The following is an 18,369-nucleotide window of genomic DNA, read 5'->3' on the forward strand; positions in this document are numbered from 1 at the left end:
AAACGGTTTTTCAACCGGGATCAGTGGCCCGATCAGAGGTAAGAGGCCAGCGTCATGCCTTTCATGTCCGCAATAAGGGAATAGGACGCCTGAAGCTGGTTGTTGGTATCCGTCACCTGTGTGGAAACCTGTGCAAGATCAGCGTCTTTCACCTGACCGAGCTGGGTCGTCAACGCCGAGGACATCTGGGTCAGCATGGCGGTCTGGTTGGTCAGGCTGTTCTGCTGGACACCCAGCAAGCCGCTCATGGTGCCGAGACCGCTCGTGACCGTATTCATGGAGCTTTGAAGGCCGGAAATCAGGCTCGCATAGTCCGTGGTGCTGGTTGAAGACGAGCCGAGGGAGGCGACCACCATCAGATTGCGCATGAGATCGCGGATCGGGGAGGTAGTGGACGTGGATGTCGCGCCCTGTGTGGCGACCATCCCGACGGACACTGTTTCAGACTGTCCGACGACGACGCGCGTGTTCTGCTGCTGCGCCTGATCGGGGGATGTGGAAAGCGTTGCGGAGAAAGGCTGTCCGGCAGCCGTATTGCTGGCCAGGTTTTCCGTTGTGTCGAGCACGCTCTGCGCTCCGTCCGAACCGAGCTGGCTGACGGCCTGTGCGATCTGGGTTGCGAGGTCCGACGTGCCCAGATCCGTGCTGACAGGGGCCGTCGTATTCTGCTGCCCGGCGAAGACGTAGCTGTCGCCCTGTCGGGTGTTGAGCAGGTTGCCCAGGGAGGTCAGGGCCGACTGGGCGGCAGAGGCAGCCGTCGTGACGGTTGAGTAGGACAGCGTGCTGCCCAGAGTTGAGAGCGAACTCGTCAGGTCCTGGGCGATGGTGGAAATCTGGGACAGGGAACTCTGTGTTGTGGTCAGTGTCGTCTGGGCATTCGTGACGTTGCTGTTCCAGGCGGCAACCTGCGTGATGGCGGGCTGAAGCGCGAGGGCCTGTGTCCGCGAAGACCCGAGATCGGCATAGCTGCTGGCCATAACGCCGGTTGTGGCCTGAAGCTGGAGGGAGTCTTTCGCCTGCGACAGATTCTGGACGCCGAGGAGAAGCTGGCTGGAGATTCCCCCGAAGCCGAAGCTGGAGATGGTTCCGGTCATGATCAGGTTCCGATTGCGCTCAGCAGGGCGCTGAACATTGTCTGGACGGTCGAAACGACCTTGGCGTTGGCAGCGTAGGCGTTCTGGAGCGTGACGATATTCGCCATTTCCGTGTCGATGGAGACGGTGGACGTTCCGGAAAGATTGGACGTCAGGCTGCTCTGCGTTGTCTGCGACAGAGCGAGACCACTGCTTGCATCGCTGGCCGTGGCCGCCTGATTGGCGGTCAGGGATGTCGCAAGGGAAATGATTTTCTGGTTGCCCGTGTATCCCGTGGACAGGGTTCCGGTCATTCCAAGGTTGCTGCTGGGCGCGGCCGTCTGGGCGGTTCCGGAAGCATCGGAGGTTGTTCCGAATGTGTAGCTCAGGACGTTCTGGATGGTCTGGGTGCCAGAGGTCGTACTGTCGAGCAGTTGGGACGGGTCGCTGGAATAGGCGCTGGAGACGCTGATGTCCTGCGAGAAACCGACGCTGCCGGCAGGAACAAGGTCTGTCTGCGAGGTTCCCGGAACGACGCCCTTTGTGCCCGATGTCGTGAACAGGGACATGCCCTGGGCCTGAAAGCGGGTGGCGACCGTCGAAGACAGGGAGTCCAGCTGCGCCTGCATGGTGGGGAGCGTTGTATCGCGCAGGGTGATGTTTGCGCCCAGCGTCCCGCCCGTCAGGTGGGTAGTAACATCGCGGCCATTCATGGTGATGGCGGGGATGGTGTTGCTGGACGATGTGCCGGGATAGGTCGTGCTGACCGAAATCTGGGCAGAAGACGTGGTGAGCGGCCATGTGGACGAGACGGTTGCGCCACTGGAACTGCTGGAGTCGCGCGTAGGCAGGGTGATGCCGTCGGCCGTGGCGATGGTCATGTCGCCGTTTGCGGACTCGGACCATGAGACGGAAAGCTCGGAGGACAGGGAGGAGAGGGCCGTATAGCGCTGGTTTTCCAGCGCAGCCGTGTCCTGACCGGTGCTTTTGAGGTTCATGATCTTGGTGGACAGGGTGCCGATCGTGGTGAGGTCGGTATTGATGTCCGAGACCGAGGAAACGACAGCATTCTGGGCCGTTTGACGCTGGGTCTGATAGGCCGAAGCCAGCGTATTGACGGACTGGGCGAAGGTGGACGCGGCGGAGACGACCGTGCTCTGGGCCGAGGCGCTGTCGGGAGTGGAGGTCAGGGATGTCAGGGCGGACTGAAGATTGCCCAGTTCATCCGAAAGCGTTCCGCTGCTGCCGGATGTGGCGCTGGTAGAGCCCTGAAGTGCTGTGATGTTGGACAGGGAATTGCTGGTGGCCGTGTAGGCCGCCACGTCCGCGTTCTGGGCGTAAAGCGCCTTCTGGACCTGCTGGTTGGTCGCGAGTGTGGTGGCGGCGGTGCGGACACCGTTGCCTGTGTTGCCAGCCACGCTCGACTGGACGTTGGCGCTTTCCTTGATGTAGCCGCTTGTCCCCGCATTGGAGACGTTGTTGGAGGCAACGGCCATGGCATTCTGAACGACATTCAGGCCGGAAGTTGCAATCGAGAGTGCGCTGTTCAGTCCCATGGAGCCGGTGTCCCTTCAGTCGTGCTTACTGGATCATCGCCAGGGTTGTCTGAAGAAGCTGGTCGGCCGTGGAGACGACTTTCGTGTTCGCGCCATAGGCCTGCTGCGCCACGATCAACTTGCTGAGATCGCCTGTCAGATCGGTGGTGGATTCTTCGACCGAGGCCGTGCTCAGGGTGCCGGCGCCATTGGTATTGACGGCGTTGATCTGCGGGGTGCCGGACTGTGAGGTGGCGGTATAGGCCTGTCCGTTCTGGGGGGAGAGGCTGTTGGGGTCGGCGAAGGTCGTCAGGGGGATCTTGGCGACGAGCTGGGAGTAGCCGTTGTCGAAGGTTGCCATGACCGAGCCGTCCGTCTGCATGGAAATGCCGGAGAACGTGCCGGTGGTCACGCTGTCGGAAACCCCCGTGACGCCCGTCGGGGTGGAGCCGTCCGTTGCGAGGCTGACGCCGCTCGTGCCGCCGATGGTTCCGAGGCTGACGGTCATGTCCTGGGGCGCACCGTCATATTCGAAGCTGGCCGTGGAGCCGGAGGCCTGGGTCTGTCCGTTGACGGAGGCGATGGCGCCGGTGGAGGAATCGAACTTCACGGTCGCGCTGTTGGTCGCGTCATTGGGGTTGCTGACGGTCCAGGTGGTGGCGTCGACCTGCGTCCAGTTCAGGGAGACGGTCTGGGCGTTGCCTTTGCTGTCATAGGCTGTGGCCGAAGTAGGTTTTCCGTCGATCTGGCCAGTCAGGGTCAGCTTTGTGCTCTCGGTCGGCTGGAACTTGATGGTGGAGGGCACCTGAATGGGGTTCAGCGTAGTGCTCAGGGTGCCTGTGGAGGCGTTGACGTTATAGCCTTCGAGGTAATAGCCGGACGTGTTGACCAGATAGCCGTTCTTGTCCTGCGAGAAGTCACCATTGCGGGTGTAATACTGCTGTGTGCCGAGGACGGGGGTGCTGTCGTTGCTCTGACCGGTGGCCTGCACGACGTTGAAGAACCCGTTACCGGAAATGGCGAGGGCCGTGCTGTTGGTCGAGGTCGTCACCATGCCCTGGTTGTCGTTGTGCTGGCGGGTGGTGGCGACGACGCTGTCGCTCAGGGATTCGCCGTCACTGGCGAGGCTGTTGTTGGTAACATAGTCCTCGAAGCTGGTGGTGCTGGCCTTGTAACCGTTGGTCTGGCTGTTGGCGATGTTGTTGGACAGGTCGCTGAAGGCGTGTGACTGCGAGTTCAGGCCGCTGACGGCGGTGTGAACCGCGTTGATGATCGAGGACATGGCATACTCCCGGACATGGAACAGGCTGCGGGTCGTATGCCCGAGCATCACTGCCGAGGATTCCACAGGGGATATTAAAGAAGTCCTTACAAGCGCAAAAAGGGCAGATTCGCCTGTTGTTACGAACGGAGACAAGGCTGGGACGGGGGCGAAAAAACGCTGGCGGCCTCTGGTTCTCCGGCCCTGAAACAGGCATGATACAGTGACATGCCAGAGCCAGATGACGACCCCAAAAAGCCCTGTATTCCTGACGATTCCCCGGTAAGACCGGCCAGATTCGTTCATGGCAGCATCATGCGTCATGTCGTGACCATGGCCGGAACCGGGGCGATCGGGCTGATGGCCGTGTTTGCCGTGGATCTGCTCAATTACGGTTATATTTCGCATCTGCATGACAAGACACTGACGGCGGCGATCGCGTTTGCGACGGCGGTCAGTTACGTGCAGGTGTCGGTTTCCATTGGCATGACGATCGGGCTCGGGGCCTGCACGGGGCGGCTGATCGGGGCGTGTCAGCATGCCGAGGCGCGTCGGATGGCCTCGGCATTTCTGGTGGTCATGGTAGCGATTGCGGCCGTTCTGGGCCTGTTGACGGCGACCTTTGCCATGCCTCTGCTCGGGCTTCTGGGCGCGCATGGGGAGGCGCAGAAACATGCGGCCACCTTCCTGCATATCGTGTCGCCGGCGCTGCCGCTTGTGTGTCTGGGGATGGCGCTTTCATCGCTTTTGCGGGCAGTCGGGGATGCGAAACGCTCGATGCGGGTGACACTGACCGGGGCGGCTGTGTCCGCGTGTCTGGACCCGATCATGATTTTCGGGCTGCATCTGGGGCTTGAGGGTGCTGCGATCAGCACGGTTCTGGCGCGGCTGGCCATTACGGCGAGCGGATTTCTGAACCTTCGGGGCCATGCCATGCTGGAATGGCCGCAGCGTTCCGCTTTCGGGCCGTCCACGCGACTGATTGGCGGGATTGCGGTTCCGGCGATTGCGACCAATCTGGCGACGCCGACGGGCGCGCTGTTCGTGACGCATGCGATGGCGCGGTTCGGGCTCAATGCCGTCTCGGGACAGGCGACCATTGACCGGATCGTGCCGGTGGCATTTTCACTGGTTTTCGCACTGACGGGGTCTGTCGGGCCGATCATGGCGCAGAACCTTGGGGCACGACAGATCCATCGTGTGCAGGAGGCGCTTCTGGCGGCGCTGAAGCTGACGGCGCTGTGTGTAGGCGTGACATGGCTGGTTCTGGCGGGGGCGCACACTTACATCATCCAGCTTTTCGAGCTTCAGGGTGTGGGCGTGGACATCGTGCGGCTGTTCTGCTGCTGGCTGGTGCTGAGTTACATGTTTGTGGGGCTGCTGTTTGTGGCCAATACGGCGTTCAACAATCTGGGGCACCCGTTCTATTCCACGGGTTTCAACTGGGGCCGGGCGACGCTGGGGACCATTCCGTTCGTCTGGATCGGGTCTGCTTATGGGCCGATCGGGATTCTGGTCGGGCAGTCGCTGGGCGTGGTGCTGTTTGGCAGTCTGGCCGTAGTGACGGCGTTTCGGGTCATCCGGAAGCTGGAGCCGGATATCGTAAGGCCCTGAGTTCGTCGTTCAGCGTGTCAGCACGGCCCCGGAGACTGGTGTTCTGGTCCGGGGCGGCGGAACGGGGGTCAGCGTGTGGAGAGCGCGCTCTGCTTGGCGGCTTTGAGGTTTCCCTTGGCGACTTTGCGCGCCTTGAGACGTTCGAGACGCTCTTTCATCGCCATTTTTTCGTAGCGGATGCGCTGACGGATCCAGTTCAGCATGCCTGATGCTGTCAGGACCGCGATGCCGACGAAAGTCCAGCGATCGAGCGGCTGTTTGAACAGGAAGTAGCTCAGCGCGACCCCCCAGGCCATCTGGCTGTATTGCGGCAGGGCCACGCGGTTTGCCGGTGCTCTGGCGGTTGCGAGCATCATGCAGAGCTGTCCGAGGGCGGTCAGGAAGCCGTAGCCAAACAGGTAGAACCAGATCTTTGTGTTGGAGGGCCATGTGGCGTGGGCGAGCATGAGGAGACCGTTGCCGACCAGCGCACCCATCAGGCTGGACCCGAAGAGCGACAGGCGGACGGTTTCCTTGCTGGCGATCCGGTAAGCGATCACGCTGCCCGCATTGGCGCAGGCTGCCAGAAGCGCGCAGAGATGGCCCAGATTGAGCGGGCGCATTCCCGGACGCAGGACGATCAGAACGCCCGCAAAGCCGAGGCCGACCGCAAGCCATGCCCAGAACGTCACTTTCTCCTTGAGCAGCACGACGGAGAGGATCGTGACGAACAGTGGCATCAGGAAGGTGATCGACAGGGCCTCGGGCATCGAGAGCAGCATGAAGGCTTTGACGCTGGCGGCCGTGGCGACGAAGACGCAGATCGCGCGCAGCAGCCACATGCCGCGAAGCTTCGGGCGCACGATATCGAGGTAGGATTCGTTTGATTTGCGGATGAAGGGAAGAATGAGGAACCCGAACACCCCGCCAAAAAAAGCAACCTCGAAGGGATCGAGACTCCCGTCCAGCAGTTTGGAAAAGGCGTCGCTGATGGCGAACGCGGAGTATGCTCCGAAGGCCAGGGCCATTCCGGAGAAGAGGGTTTTGGTGTCCATAAGGCTCGGGGACTCTGACGGGAGAGAGAAGGAATCGTGCCGAAAAAATAACCCTGTGCCCTCTGAACGCATGACAGAGCGTTCGGGCCTGAATAGGGCATCGGTAATTGCGGTCAGGCTTCTTAGAAGAAGTATTATGGAAATTCAAACCCGTTTCCGGGACTTCGAATATTTTCTTTGACAATTACGGTATAGATTGAATGATAACATAAATCTATTTATTAATAACATTTGTATTGTTATTAATACGGAACAGGGCGTGGCTGTGGCAGGTGGAAGAAATCGACTCTGGTGTTCCTGTTCGTTATAGAGGCCGCACTCTTTCAATGTGATTTTCAGGGAAACGATCTGTGCAGTGTGAATGGCGTCGGTCTTACGACAGGCTTGTTCCGATGCTGATTAAAGAGCATTTCGGAGATCCGGGTGTGATGACCCGGCAGTTTCCCTACATGAAATCGACGTTCCTCTGGAAAGGGGATGATTTCATTCTCACGCCCGAAGCGCTCGCCAATCCGAAGAACAAATATCATGGGCTTGAGCGGCTGGCGCTGGAGCATCATGAGGCCGGAGACTGGCGGCTGGCCGGGGAATACTGGCTGATTGCGGCGGGCTGGCGCCGGAACATGATGGACCCGGCCGACGAGCGGCATGTGGAAGCGCTACAGTTCGCGCTGCGCCATGTCGAATATGACAGGGCGCTGGCAGACTGGAAAAAGAAGAAGCTCAGCCGCAACGCCATGCCCTATCCCAGCCAGTTCGGGCTTGCCGACGACTGAAACCGGGATTTGCCTGGATCTATGGGGTGAAGACCTGCTGATAGAAGGCGAGTTCCCGTTGCAGGGCGTCTTCTATGGTTTCGCGGGCGCGGAAGCCGTGGGCTTCCTCCGGATAGACGTGCAGGGCGGAATGTTCGAGTTTTGTGCGCATGGACTCCGCCTGTGACAGGGGGACGACCTTATCTGCGCCGCCATGCAGGAACAGGACAGGAACGGTAATGCCCTCGGCCTGCGTGATGGGGGAACGTTTCAGATACACGGCCTCATCTTCGGGATAGGGGCCGATCAGCCCGTCCAGATAGCGGGCTTCAAACTTGTGCGTTTCTTCGGCGAGGGCCCGCAGATCCGTGACGCCATAGAGGGAGGTTCCAGCGGCGAAGAGGTCCGACTGTGCGAGGGCGCCGAGAACGGTCAGGCCGCCGGCGCTGCTGCCGCGGATGACGCAGCGGGCGGGGTCTGCGAGGCCGCGGTCGAGCACAGCCTGCACGCCGGCGAGGCAGTCTTCGATATCCGCGACACCCCATTGTCCGTCCAGTGCTTCGCGGTAAGCGCGGCCGAAGCCGGTTGAGCCGCGATAATTGACGTCGAGGACGGCGAAACCGCGCGAGGTCCACCACTGCACCTTGAAGGCAAAGGACGGATTGGCGCGGCCGGTCGGGCCGCCATGCGCCATGACGACGAGCGGGGGTTTTTCACCTTCCCGCAGGACGCTGGTGCTGCTGGCGGGGGCGTAGAACAGGGCGTGGGCCTGTGCGCCGTTTGCAGTTGGGAAGCTCAGTGGAGTGGGGGTTGCGATATCGGCTTTCGTGACGCCGTGCGGGAGGGTGACGCTGATTCGGAAGCGGTCGCAGGTTTCGCCGGGGCGGCCGAAGGCGATGGCGGCGGGGGCATCGGCCGGGGCGTCGATCCAGGCAAACTGTCCGTTTCCGAGAGGTTCGGGGACATTGACGGGCGTGCCGAGCGCAAGTTCGGTCCAGCGTCCATTGTCTTCCAGCAGGACGTGGTTGAGGCCGTGGCGGATGCCGAGGGCCAGCAGACGGTTTCCGGGCAGGGGCGCCATACTGCGCTGTCCGAAAACCCAGTGCGGCAGGCCGATTTCGGCGTTGGCACCGTCGAGGAAATGGGGGTGCCAGCCTGTCTCGTCATGGGAAAAGCGGACGGGGGTCCAGCGGCCCGAGGCGTCGGACGTGGCGTAGAGCGTGCCGTCTGGGGACCAGCAGGGTTCGATGATGCTGCACGGTTCAGGTCCGTTCAGGTCAGTGACGGGGCCGAGTGTGCCGGTTGTGCGGTCGAAGGGGGCGACGAAAAGGGTCGTGGCGGTCCAGGGCATGGCCGGGTCGTTCCAGCTGAACCAGGCCAGAAAATTTCCATCGGGTGAGGGCCGGGGGGCGGCGTAGAAATCCGCGCCTTCGGCCAGCACGGTTTCGCGTCCGTCAGCCTGCACATGGACCAGCGTTGCGACGGGCACGCCGTCACCGTGGCTTTCACGCACGCAGAACACGGCGTCGGCAGCCGGATCGAACGTCAGGTCGGCGTAGCGGTGTTCGGGACTTTCACCCGCCGTAGCCCATTGCGTGGCGATGGTGCCGTCGCTGAACCAGACGCTGCCGCGTTTGCGATCACTGAAGACGACCTGCGGGGCGTTGTCTTTGGCGTTGTTTTTCAGGCGCACGTCCCATGCGCCGCCGCCATATTCATGCACGCGGGTGCCGACCGAGTATTCCGCCGGGATCAGGTCGCGGAGTGTTCCTTCAGGGTCGCGGGCCGTGATGACGGAGCGGCCCTGTTCGTCAGGGCGGCTTTCAAGCCAGATGATCCACTCCCCAGCAGTGCGCAGTTCGGAGAAGGACAGGGTGCGTCCGGCCACGAGTTCGGGCGTGACCCAGGACGGCCAGTGTCCCGACAAGGCTGCGGAAGATGAGGGGGAAGGGGGCGTCATTTTTCATCCTGTCTCCGATGCCGTAGTATCGTAGCCGGTGGCACTCTCTTCCGCCACAGCTTGAACAGGACCAGGACACTGTTTCATCTCAGTCATTTTCTCGATCACATGCTGGTGCAGTATGGCTATGGCGTCGTCGGCATCACCGTCATGTTCGAGAGCATGGGCCTTCCTCTTCCGGCGGAGAGCGTCATCATCGCCGCTTCGCTCTATGCGGGCAGCACCCATCATCTTGAAATCCGCTGGATCGCGCTGGCCGCCGTGCTCGGTGCCATCATGGGCGACAATATCGGCTATCTGATCGGCCATCACTTTGGTTACGGCATTCTGAAAAAGCACGGCCAGAAAGTCGGTCTGACCGAAGAGCGGCTGATGCTGGGGCGGTATCTGTTCCGCAGGCATGGCGGGATCGTCGTGTTTCTGGGGCGTTTCGTCGCGGTGCTGCGGGTGTTCGTGGCATTGCTGGCGGGAGCGAACCGGATGCCCTGGCATTCGTTTCTGTTCTTCAATGCGCTCGGTGGCATCTGCTGGGCCGGTGGCTATGCCTTTGTGACCTATGAGCTTGGCAAGCAGATCGAGAAGATCACCGGGCCGGTCGGGATCGCCATGGCGGTCGTGGGGGTCTGTTGCCTGATCGGGGCGCTCGTTTTTCTCAAGAAAAACGAGAAGCGCCTGACGGATGAGGCACTCCGGCAGGCCGAGGAAGACGAAAAGCGCGAGGAATCGCGTGTGGACAAGAAACCGAGCTGACACAGACTGGAAGGACAGACGTCATGACACAGCCCTCCGCTCCCGAGTGGTCTACCGACTCTCTTGAACGTCTGGACGGAAAGACAGCGCTCATCACCGGATCGACAGGGGGGCTGGGGTTCGAGGTCGCCTGCGGGCTGGCCAGGCAGGGCGCTGCGATCGTGCTGAGCGGCCGCAGTCATGACAAGGGACAGGCGGCGCTGGCACGGCTTCATGAGCGCGTGCCGTTCGTCAAATCGCGGTTCGAACTGCTGGATCTGGCGTCGCTGGCCGGGATCGAGGCGTTTGCGTCCGCGATGCGCAGCCGGGGCGAGCCGATCCATCTTCTGGCGAACAATGCCGGGGTCATGGGGCCTGCGACGCGTCTGACGACGAAAGACGGGTTCGAATTGCAGTTCGGCACCAACCATCTCGGGCATTTCGCTCTGACGGGGCGGCTGCTGCCGTTGCTGGCGGCGGGGAATGCGACGGTCATGACAGTGGCGTCTCTGGCGGCGCTGAAGGGTGAGATCCCGTTTGGTGATCTGAATGCGCGGCATTCCTACAATCCGATGGTGCGGTATCGTCAGAGCAAGCTGTCCAACCTGCTGTTTGCGCTCGAACTGAACCGCCGGGCTGCGAAAGCGCCTTGGCCCATCCATTCGCGTGCGGCGCATCCGGGCTGGGCGGCGAGCGATATCGTCGCGAATAACGGCAGTTTGGACCAGTCCGCCAACAAAGCCGCGCGGTTCATGCGCAGTCTGGCGCGCAGTGTCGCCGGGCCGGTGTTTCATGCCATGGGGCAGACGGTCGAGGAGGGGGCGTGGCCGCTGCTCTATGCTCTTGCCAGTCCGCAGGCGCATGACGGCAGCTATTATGGCCCGCAGGGGCCGGGAGAACGTCGTGGTGTGCCGGGGATCGCGGGGCTGCCGGCTCTGGCGCATGTACCCGAACTGGCCGCGCGTCTGTGGACCGTCTCGGAACAGATGACCGGCGTAAAATACGGCCTGATCTGAAAGTCATAAAAGTTTTTGGTGAAGCTTTTTTCAAAAAGCTTCGAAGACTGTCACTTTTTTGAAAAAAGGCGACACCCAAAAATTTTTGTTCGGGATCTTTCTCAGGGGCGGACGATGATCATGATGACGATGACCATCATCAGGATGGTGGGGACTTCGTTGGCGATCCGGTAGAATTTTTCCGGGTGCTGGTTGCGGTCTTCGGCGAAACCGCGACGCCATGTTCCGCAGGCACCGTGAAACCCGGCGAGGGCGAGGACGCAGATCAGCTTCGTCCACCACCAGCCCGCGTTCCAGTCGATCAGCCCGGGAATGGAGGCCAGGGCGCCGCCTGCGAGGAATGTCACGATCATGGCGGGCGTCATGATCTGACGCAGAAGCTTGCGCTCCATGACCTTGAACCGCTCGCTCTCGGCAGAACCCGGTACCACCTGACAGTGATAGACATACAGGCGCGGGAGATAGAACGTCCCGGCCATCCAGGCGATGAACGCCATGATGTGCACCGACAGGATCCAGCTCTGATACGTCGCGAGAAAGTCGGTCATGCGTGTTTCTGGCTTTCAAGCGTCCGGCGCAGCAGCGGTACCAGCTCGTCCAGATGGGCGATGCGGACCGAGCCTTCGACGGGCCAGAAGGGCGGTGCGGGCATGTCTTCAGGACGAAGCAGCACACAGGCCATGCCAGCCTTCCAGGCAGCTTCTGCTCCAGTATCGCTGTCTTCGATGACGACACAGCATTCTGGCAGAACGTCTTCGGTTTTTGCGGCGTACAGATAAACGTCCGGAGCGGGCTTGGGGCAGCCCATATCGTTAGCGGAGTGGACGCGGTTTTCGGGGAAATACTGCGACATTCCGGTTTTTTCGAACTTGGCTTCCATCTCACGGACGGAAGAATTCGATCCGACGCGAACCGGCAGTCCTGAAGACCGCACGCCTGCCAGCATTTCGGGCGCGCCGCCTACGGGTTCTGCGATTTTCTGCATCATCTGTACGAGATTTTCGCGCAGGATGACTGCCGTTTCATCCGGCAGGGGATGACCGATTTCGTGTTCGAGTTCGGTTACGATCTGCGGCAGGGCCATGCCTGCGAAACGCTGATGCGCCTCTTCGTCGGAGATGGACATGCCCTTGGATCGGGCGAATTCCGCCGTGGCCCGGCAGGACGGGCCTTCGCTGTCCACGAGAACGCCGTCACAGTCGAAAATGACCAGTTTCAGCTGGCCTGCTGGATCCAGGGCGGTTGTCATACGGACCGTACCGCCTCGACGAGGGCCGCTACGTTTTCAGGAGGCGTATGCTGCATGACGCCGTGTCCGAGATTGAAAACATGGGGTTTTCCGCGCATTGCGTCGCGAATGGCCTGGGCTTCACGGATCATTTTCTCACCGCCGGAGAACAGGATCATCGGGTCCATGTTGCCCTGAAGGGTGAGGCCGGGAACGGCTTCGGACAGGAGTTCGGAAATCTGGGCCGGGTCGGCGACCGTGTCGAGCGCCAGCGTGTTGATACCGGTTTTCTGCGCGTATTCGCGGACCATGATGCCGCCGAGGCGTGGGAAGCCGATGAGCGGAGTGTTGGGGTGACGGGCGCGGATGTACGCGACGATCTGGCGTGTCGGTTCGATCACGTAGCGGCGGAATGCGGAGGGGGGCAGGATTCCGGCCCAGGAATCGAACAGCATCACGGCTTCCGCGCCGGCTTCGATCTGGCCGCAGAGCATCTCGGCGGTACTCGAGGTCAGGGTGTTGATCAGGCGATCGAACAGGGCCGGGTTGGTCTGCATCATGCGGCGGGTTTCGGCGAAATCCCGCGATCCGCCGCCCTCGACCATGTAGCAGGCGACGGTGAACGGGCTGCCTGCGAAGCCCAGAAGGGTCGTGACGTCTGGAAGCTCTTTGGCGAGGCGGGACAAGGTCTCGCGCACTGGTGCAACGGCGTCCTGTACGCGCTTGGGATCGAGCCGGGCGAGGTCGGCTTCGGAGCGGATGGCGCCGAGGACCGGGCCGCGGCCGTCGATGAATTCAAGGGACTGACCCATGGCCCAGGGCAGGATCAGGATGTCGGAAAACAGGATGGCACCGTCCATGCCGTAGCGGCGGATCGGCTGGATCGTCAGCTCGGTGGCCATGTCGGGGGTCATGCACCGGGTCAGGAAGTCGGCCCTGTCGCGCATGGCGCGGAATTCGGGGAGATAGCGGCCTGCCTGACGCATGAGCCAGACCGGAGGCGGCCAGACGGCTTCACCACGGAGGGCCCGCAGAAGCGGTTTCGACGAGGGTGAGGAAGGTGCGTTTTCCGAAATCATGCCGCCCACTAATCATAAAAGAAAAAAGAAAGAAATGCTGGAGGTTAAGATGATCCCTGTGGATACCGGGGTACCCGGCTTTCTGAAAATGTACCCCGTCTTGTTCACACTGTGTACAACTCTGGAGGCCGCAGTCTGCAAGGGAGTCGTTGATTCTATCCCGAATTGCCCACAGAGAGGCTGTGTACAACCCCCAGTTCCGGCTGGTGTACCGTACAATCCACGGTACTCGGTACTCCTTTCGGGAGGGCAGGTACTATCCCCATGTACCCCAGTACTGACGCAATGCCTTCACAGGGTTTCCTGCAGTACTCGCCCTCGTTCTTACAGTCGATAGTACGGAGTCGTACATCATGATGTCTTTCAGTACTTCCCTGATTCTTGCCAGCGGGTCGTCAGCCCGGCGCATGTTGCTCGAAAATGCGGGTCTTACCGTGCAGGCCAGACCGGTCGATCTCGATGAGGAGACGCTGCGGCGGTCCTGCGAGGCGCAGGGGCATACGCTTTCGGAAACGGCGATTGCTCTGGCGGATGCAAAAGCCGATCTCGCGACACGGGATGTGGGCTTTGATGATCTGACGCTTGCGGCGGACCAGATTCTTGATCTGGACGGGGTGGCGTTTGCCAAACCGGGCTCTGTTGCTGAGGCAGGGGAACATCTGCGCCGGCTGCGGGGGCGGACGCATGTTCTGCGCACGGCGGTCGTTCTCTATAAGGGGGGTGAGAAAATCTGGGAGCATCTGGCGTCGCCGCGTCTGACGATGCGGGCGTTTTCGGAGGCGTTCCTTCAGGCCTATCTGGAGCGGGAAGGGGCGGCGATCCTGTCCTGTGTGGGGGCGTATCGGCTGGAAGGCCCCGGAATACAGCTTTTTTCGGCTGTCGAAGGGGCGCAGGATGCCGTTCTGGGGCTGCCGCTGCTTCCGTTATTGGAGGAACTGCGGAGGCTGAAGGCGATTTCGGCGTGAAAAACTGCTGTCAAAATCTGTTTTTCAGGCTTGTCAGGGCGAAATCATGACGATATACCGCCCTCATCCGGCTCCGTCCCAAAGGGGCCGCAGATGAAACATGTGGGGCCATAGCTCAGTTGGGAGAGCGCCTGAATGGCATTCAGGAGGTCGTCGGTTCGATCCCGATTGGCTCCACCAGTTTCCTTATCCCTGAAAATTTAAAATCTGAAATTTCCGGTCTGGTTCTGCCGAGGCTGGTCTGTGTCTGTTGACGCGGGCGTTCAGCTCTCATACGGCAGTCGGATGCAGACCGGAACGCCTTACGCCTCTTTGCCGACCCTCATGGATGCTGACCAGCGGTCGCTCTGGGGCGGCTGGCTGACGCGGACGGTGCTGCCGTTCTGGAGCGATGCCGGGTTTGATCGCACAAGGCGCCTGTATCACGAGCGTCTGACGTTTGCCGGGGAGCCTCTGGTTCTGGAGGCATCGCGGCTGATGGTGCAGGCGCGGCAGATTTCGACATTCTGTCGTGCGGCGCTGGACGGGCTGCATGAGGCGTCCGGGCAGGCGCTGATGTGTCTGGAAGAGGTCGAGCGGCTTTATCGCCATCGGGACGGGCAGGCGGGGTGGATCTTTTCCGTCGCACCGGACGGAACCCCGGTCGGGACGAAGCGGGACCTGTATGCACATGCTTTCATTCTGTTTGCTTATGGCTGGGCGTATCGCCTGAGCGGCAATCCGGATTTTCTGGCGGTGGCGCGGCAGACCGTGCTGGAGCTGCATCAGATTTTCCGGGCGGAGCATGGCGGGTTTCTGGACGAGGTGCCGCTGATAGGTGCGGTCCGGCACCAGAATCCGCACATGCATCTGCTTGAGGCGTTTCTGGTGCTGTTCGAGGTTTCGGGGGACAGCTTTTATCTGGGCGAGGCGCGGTCTCTGGTGCGGCTGGCTCTGGGGAAGCTCATCCAGCCCGGATCGGGGGCGCTCCTTGAAGATTTCATGACAGACTGGCGCCCGACGGCCCCCGCCGGGGGCAATCGCGTGGAGCCGGGGCATCTTTTCGAATGGTCCTGGCTGTTGCGGGACTATCTGCGTCTGGAGCCTGGGACGCCGGAAGCCGGGGCGATTGGCCGGGCGGCGGAAGGGCTGTTCGCGTTCGGAATGGCGCATGGCCTGGCGCGGGTCGGGGAGGGCGCCGTCGTGCGGGATGCCGTGACGGATGGGGGGCAGACCGTTGAAAATGCGACGCGGATCTGGCCGCAGACGGAGCTTTGCCGTCTGCTGGTCTGTCGGAATGAGAGGCCGGATATTCTGCGGGGGCTGACGGAGCATTTCTTTGGAACGTTCAGTTCCGACCAGAAAAGCGCTTTGTGGGTGGACCGCTTCGACGCCTTCGGAAACGCGACCGTATCAGACGTGCCCGCCAGTTCGCTCTATCATATTTATGGTGCGGCGCGGGAGTTCTGTGGACGTTAGACGGGTGAACCCGTTGCAATCCTATGTTAGCGTCACTTCCGGTAAACATGTCGGCAGCGACGGTGACTTCTGACAGGTGCTGCCCTGAGCGTCTTCTGAAGGAGAAATAGGATGCGTTACTCGAACGGTCTCTTCGCGGGTCTTGTGGCCGCTGCTCTTGTTGGGTCTTCGGCCCATGCCCAGTCCATTCCGGGTGTTGGCAGTGCGGGTAATGCCATGAGCGGCATGTCGGGCATGAGTGGCATGACCGGGGGCAGCGGCATCATGGGCAGCATGCTGCCGAACGTGTCTTCCGCCAGCACGGGCAATGTTGCGGGTGTTCTGAGCTATTGTGTGCAGAACAACTATCTGAGCGGCAGCAGCGCCACTTCGGCCCTGAGCAGCCTGACGGGCAAGCAGGACGTGACGTCCTCCAGCGATTATGCCGCCGGGCAGCAGGGGCAGCTTCTGACGGGGGGCAGCAATCCGCTGTCGCTGTCGAGCCTCAAGGGGCAGATGAAGCAGAAGCTGTGCAGCATGATCCTCAACCGCGCCCAGAATCTTCTCTGACCTGTTCTGGTCTTCTCTTACTTGAGCCGGCCCGTCATGGATCAGTCATGGCGGGTTGGGTATTTCTGGAAAAAGGACAACTGGATCAGTGAAGTATCTCGTTACGGGTGGGGCCGGGTTTGTCGGAAGTCATCTGGCACAGGCTCTGGTGGATGGCGGACATGAGGTTGTCGTTCTCGACAATCTGAGCACGGGTCATCGGGCAGCCGTGCCGCAGGGCGCGCAGTTCATTCATGTCGATCTGGCGGATGCAGAGGCGACGGACCGGGCGGTGGCTTCTGGGCAGTGGGATGCGGTTCTGCATTTTGCGGCGCTGTCGCTTGTGGGCGAAAGCATGAGCCAGCCTTTCCTCTATCTGCGCCGGAATTACATTACGGCTCTGAACCTGATCGAGGCCTGCACGCGGCATGGCGTAAAGCGCTTTGTGTTCTCTTCGACGGCGGCGCTGTTTGGTGGCGATGACCGCCCGCCGTTGATTTCGGCGGATGCGCCGGTGGATCCGGGATCGCCTTATGGCGAGAGCAAATATCTGATCGAGCGGGCGCTGGTCTGGGCGGACCGGATCTGCGGCATGAAGAGCGCGTGCCTGCGTTATTTCAATGCGGCGGGTGCGGATGCACAGGGACGTCTGGGGGAGGATCACCGGCCGGAGACGCATCTCATTCCGTTGACGATCGACGCGGCGCTGGGACGTCGGGCCGGGCTGAAGCTGTTCGGGAATGACTATCCGACACGCGATGGCACCTGTGTGCGCGATTATATCCATGTGACGGATTTGGCCGATGCGCATATCCGCGCCATGGGGCAGCTCGATGAGCGGTCCGTGACGTATAATCTGGGCAATGGTCTGGGCTTTACCAATCTGGAAGTCGTCCAGAGTGTCGAGCGCGTCAGCGGCCGGAAAGTGCCCTGGGAATGGGCGCCGCGCCGTGGGGGAGATCCGGCGGTTCTGGTGGCGGATTCTTCGCAGATCCGCAAGGAAACGGGCTGGGACCCGAAGTTCAGCCAGCTTGATGATATCGTCGAGACGGCCCTGCGCTGGCGTGTGGACCATCCGGACGGATATGGCGCTGTTTGAAGTGGCCGCTTAAAGGGGTTTGACCAGATCGGCCACGAGGCCACCGGTGGCGGTCAGGGCATCCTGGGGGGACAGTTCGATCAGGAGGCCCTGATGTCCGCCGTTGATGACCACGGGCGGACCGTCCATGCCGCATTGTTCGAAGGCCGTGGGGACGGCGCTGCGTTGTCCGAAGGGGCTCACGCCGCCGATGCGGTAGCCGGTGCGCTGTTCGGCGTCGGGGCGGGAGAGCATCTTGGCTTTCCGCCCTCCGAAGGCCTGTGCCACGCGGGCGAAATCCAGTTCGCGATCCGCGGGCAGCACCACGCAGGCGGGGCGTCCGTCGATCTGCACCATCAGCGTCTTGAGGACGTGATCCGGCGACAGGCCCAGCGCTGCTGCGGCGGCCACGCCAAGTTTCCCTGCTGAGGGGTCGTAGTCATAGACATGGCGTTCATAGGAAATGCCGAGAGCGTCCAGTGTCAGGGTCGCGGATGTGTCCTGCACGTGTCCTCCTGTCCTTTGCGGTCATCACGAGGGGTTCAGGATGGCAGGCAGGCGCGTCCGATGCTAGGGTCGGGGGCATGATTCACCCTGTGGTTCGTTCATAATCATGGCTGGAGGTCTGCTGGCCTGCATGCTGGCTTCGGCTTTGCATTACCATCTGCCGCCGCGCATCCTGCCTGCGATCCAGCGGGTCGAGGGCGGGACGATAGGGCATGTCAGCACCAATACGGACGGCTCGGTCGATATCGGGCTCATGCAGATCAATTCGCGCTGGATTCTGCCGATCGCCTCCATGACCCGTCAGCCCGTGTCGCAGGTTGCGGCGCGTCTGGCGCTGGAGCCGTGTTTCAATATCGCGGCGGCGGCGATGATCCTGCGCAGGGCGCTGAATGAGGAGCATGGCAATCTGATGAAGGCGATCGGGGATTATCATTCCCGCACGCTGCCGCTCAATCTGGATTACCAGCGCAGGGTTGTGGCCGCGGCGGCGGCACTTTATCTGCGTCAGGGATAAGGCGTTCCGGTGAGGATGGCCAGGCCGTAAATGTT

At 61.5% G+C, this 18,369-nt stretch carries 18 protein-coding genes and 1 tRNA gene; 10 read left to right on the forward strand and 9 right to left on the reverse strand.

All coding sequences use genetic code 11. The annotated features are described in order from the left end of the window. Nucleotides 1-32 precede the first annotated feature (32 nt). The 3 genes from A0U94_RS12835 to flgE are packed head-to-tail and all read right to left on the reverse strand — an operon-like array spanning nt 33 to nt 3,938. On the reverse strand, nt 33-1,094 hold the full coding sequence (locus A0U94_RS12835; RefSeq protein WP_062032768.1) for a flagellin: 1,062 nt from the start codon (nt 1,092-1,094) through the stop codon (nt 33-35). A gap of 2 nt (nt 1,095-1,096) precedes the next feature. Beyond that, nucleotides 1,097-2,629 carry a flagellar hook-associated protein FlgK gene (gene flgK, locus A0U94_RS12840; protein ID WP_077803594.1) on the reverse strand — a complete coding sequence of 511 codons (1,533 nt, stop codon included), beginning with the start codon at nt 2,627-2,629 and terminating at the stop codon, nt 1,097-1,099. Nucleotides 2,630-2,654: 25 nt separating this feature from the next. Further along, nucleotides 2,655-3,938 (reverse strand): flagellar hook protein FlgE, encoded by a 1,284-nt coding sequence (gene flgE, locus A0U94_RS12845; RefSeq protein ID WP_244178128.1) that lies wholly within the window; start codon nt 3,936-3,938, stop codon nt 2,655-2,657. A gap of 246 nt (nt 3,939-4,184) precedes the next feature. Between flgE and A0U94_RS12850 the strand changes: the two genes are divergently transcribed. Continuing rightward, a complete protein-coding gene (locus A0U94_RS12850; protein ID WP_062107200.1) occupies nt 4,185-5,483 on the forward strand; it encodes an MATE family efflux transporter in 1,299 nt (432 codons plus the stop codon). A gap of 68 nt (nt 5,484-5,551) precedes the next feature. Here A0U94_RS12850 and A0U94_RS12855 read toward each other — a convergent pair whose 3' ends face one another. Next, on the reverse strand, nt 5,552-6,517 hold the full coding sequence (locus tag A0U94_RS12855; RefSeq protein WP_231865422.1) for a DMT family transporter: 966 nt from the start codon (nt 6,515-6,517) through the stop codon (nt 5,552-5,554). 428 nt (nt 6,518-6,945) lie between these two features. Here A0U94_RS12855 and A0U94_RS12860 point away from each other — a divergent pair, with 428 nt between their 5' ends. Then, nucleotides 6,946-7,293, forward strand: coding sequence for a hypothetical protein (locus A0U94_RS12860; RefSeq protein WP_062032903.1), 348 nt, complete (start codon nt 6,946-6,948; stop codon nt 7,291-7,293). Between the two features lie 19 nt (nt 7,294-7,312). Here A0U94_RS12860 and A0U94_RS12865 read toward each other — a convergent pair whose 3' ends face one another. Beyond that, nucleotides 7,313-9,232, reverse strand: a complete 1,920-nt coding sequence (locus tag A0U94_RS12865) for a S9 family peptidase (RefSeq protein WP_077803595.1) — start codon at nt 9,230-9,232, stop codon at nt 7,313-7,315. A 150-nt stretch (nt 9,233-9,382) separates the two neighbouring features. Here A0U94_RS12865 and A0U94_RS12870 point away from each other — a divergent pair, with 150 nt between their 5' ends. Continuing rightward, a complete protein-coding gene (locus A0U94_RS12870) occupies nt 9,383-9,982 on the forward strand; it encodes a DedA family protein (RefSeq protein ID WP_194255517.1) in 600 nt (199 codons plus the stop codon). A 23-nt stretch (nt 9,983-10,005) separates the two neighbouring features. Then, a complete protein-coding gene (locus A0U94_RS12875) occupies nt 10,006-10,977 on the forward strand; it encodes an SDR family oxidoreductase (protein ID WP_062032753.1) in 972 nt (323 codons plus the stop codon). Between the two features lie 101 nt (nt 10,978-11,078). On the opposite strand, the gene hemJ is transcribed toward A0U94_RS12875, so the two are convergent. From hemJ to hemE, 3 genes are read right to left on the reverse strand one after another with little or no spacing between them, the layout of a single operon-like run. Beyond that, a complete protein-coding gene (gene hemJ / locus A0U94_RS12880; protein WP_062032749.1) occupies nt 11,079-11,525 on the reverse strand; it encodes a protoporphyrinogen oxidase HemJ in 447 nt (148 codons plus the stop codon). Further along, nucleotides 11,522-12,226, reverse strand: coding sequence for an HAD family hydrolase (locus A0U94_RS12885; protein ID WP_062107171.1), 705 nt, complete (start codon nt 12,224-12,226; stop codon nt 11,522-11,524). The genes hemJ and A0U94_RS12885 overlap by 4 nt, the downstream gene beginning before the upstream one ends. Beyond that, nucleotides 12,223-13,284: a uroporphyrinogen decarboxylase gene (gene hemE / locus A0U94_RS12890; RefSeq protein ID WP_077803596.1), complete on the reverse strand. Its 1,062-nt coding sequence runs from the start codon at nt 13,282-13,284 to the stop codon at nt 12,223-12,225. The genes A0U94_RS12885 and hemE overlap by 4 nt, the downstream gene beginning before the upstream one ends. Nucleotides 13,285-13,637: 353 nt before the next feature. Between hemE and A0U94_RS12895 the strand changes: the two genes are divergently transcribed. The 5 genes from A0U94_RS12895 (at nt 13,638) to galE (ending at nt 17,334) form a co-directional block, all read left to right on the forward strand. Then, the gene (locus A0U94_RS12895; RefSeq protein ID WP_077803597.1) at nt 13,638-14,249 is read left to right on the forward strand and encodes a Maf family protein; all 612 of its coding nucleotides are present in this window, start codon (nt 13,638-13,640) and stop codon (nt 14,247-14,249) included. Nucleotides 14,250-14,353: 104 nt separating this feature from the next. Continuing rightward, nucleotides 14,354-14,429: transfer RNA gene (locus A0U94_RS12900), tRNA-Ala, on the forward strand. Between the two features lie 63 nt (nt 14,430-14,492). Then, nucleotides 14,493-15,707: an AGE family epimerase/isomerase gene (locus tag A0U94_RS12905; RefSeq protein ID WP_244178014.1), complete on the forward strand. Its 1,215-nt coding sequence runs from the start codon at nt 14,493-14,495 to the stop codon at nt 15,705-15,707. Between the two features lie 111 nt (nt 15,708-15,818). After that, nucleotides 15,819-16,256, forward strand: a complete 438-nt coding sequence (locus A0U94_RS12910; RefSeq protein ID WP_077803599.1) for a DUF2501 domain-containing protein — start codon at nt 15,819-15,821, stop codon at nt 16,254-16,256. Between the two features lie 88 nt (nt 16,257-16,344). Continuing rightward, nucleotides 16,345-17,334 (forward strand): UDP-glucose 4-epimerase GalE, encoded by a 990-nt coding sequence (gene galE / locus A0U94_RS12915; protein ID WP_077803600.1) that lies wholly within the window; start codon nt 16,345-16,347, stop codon nt 17,332-17,334. 9 nt (nt 17,335-17,343) lie between these two features. Here galE and A0U94_RS12920 read toward each other — a convergent pair whose 3' ends face one another. Beyond that, entirely contained in the window at nt 17,344-17,820 is a 477-nt protein-coding gene (locus A0U94_RS12920; protein ID WP_062032727.1) for a YbaK/EbsC family protein, read from the reverse strand. 106 nt (nt 17,821-17,926) lie between these two features. Here A0U94_RS12920 and A0U94_RS12925 point away from each other — a divergent pair, with 106 nt between their 5' ends. After that, nucleotides 17,927-18,334, forward strand: a complete 408-nt coding sequence (locus tag A0U94_RS12925) for a lytic transglycosylase domain-containing protein (RefSeq protein WP_077803601.1) — start codon at nt 17,927-17,929, stop codon at nt 18,332-18,334. Nucleotides 18,335-18,369 lie beyond the last annotated feature (35 nt).

It is taken from the genome of Gluconobacter albidus (genome assembly GCF_002005485.1).
Taxonomy (GTDB): domain Bacteria; phylum Pseudomonadota; class Alphaproteobacteria; order Acetobacterales; family Acetobacteraceae; genus Gluconobacter; species Gluconobacter albidus.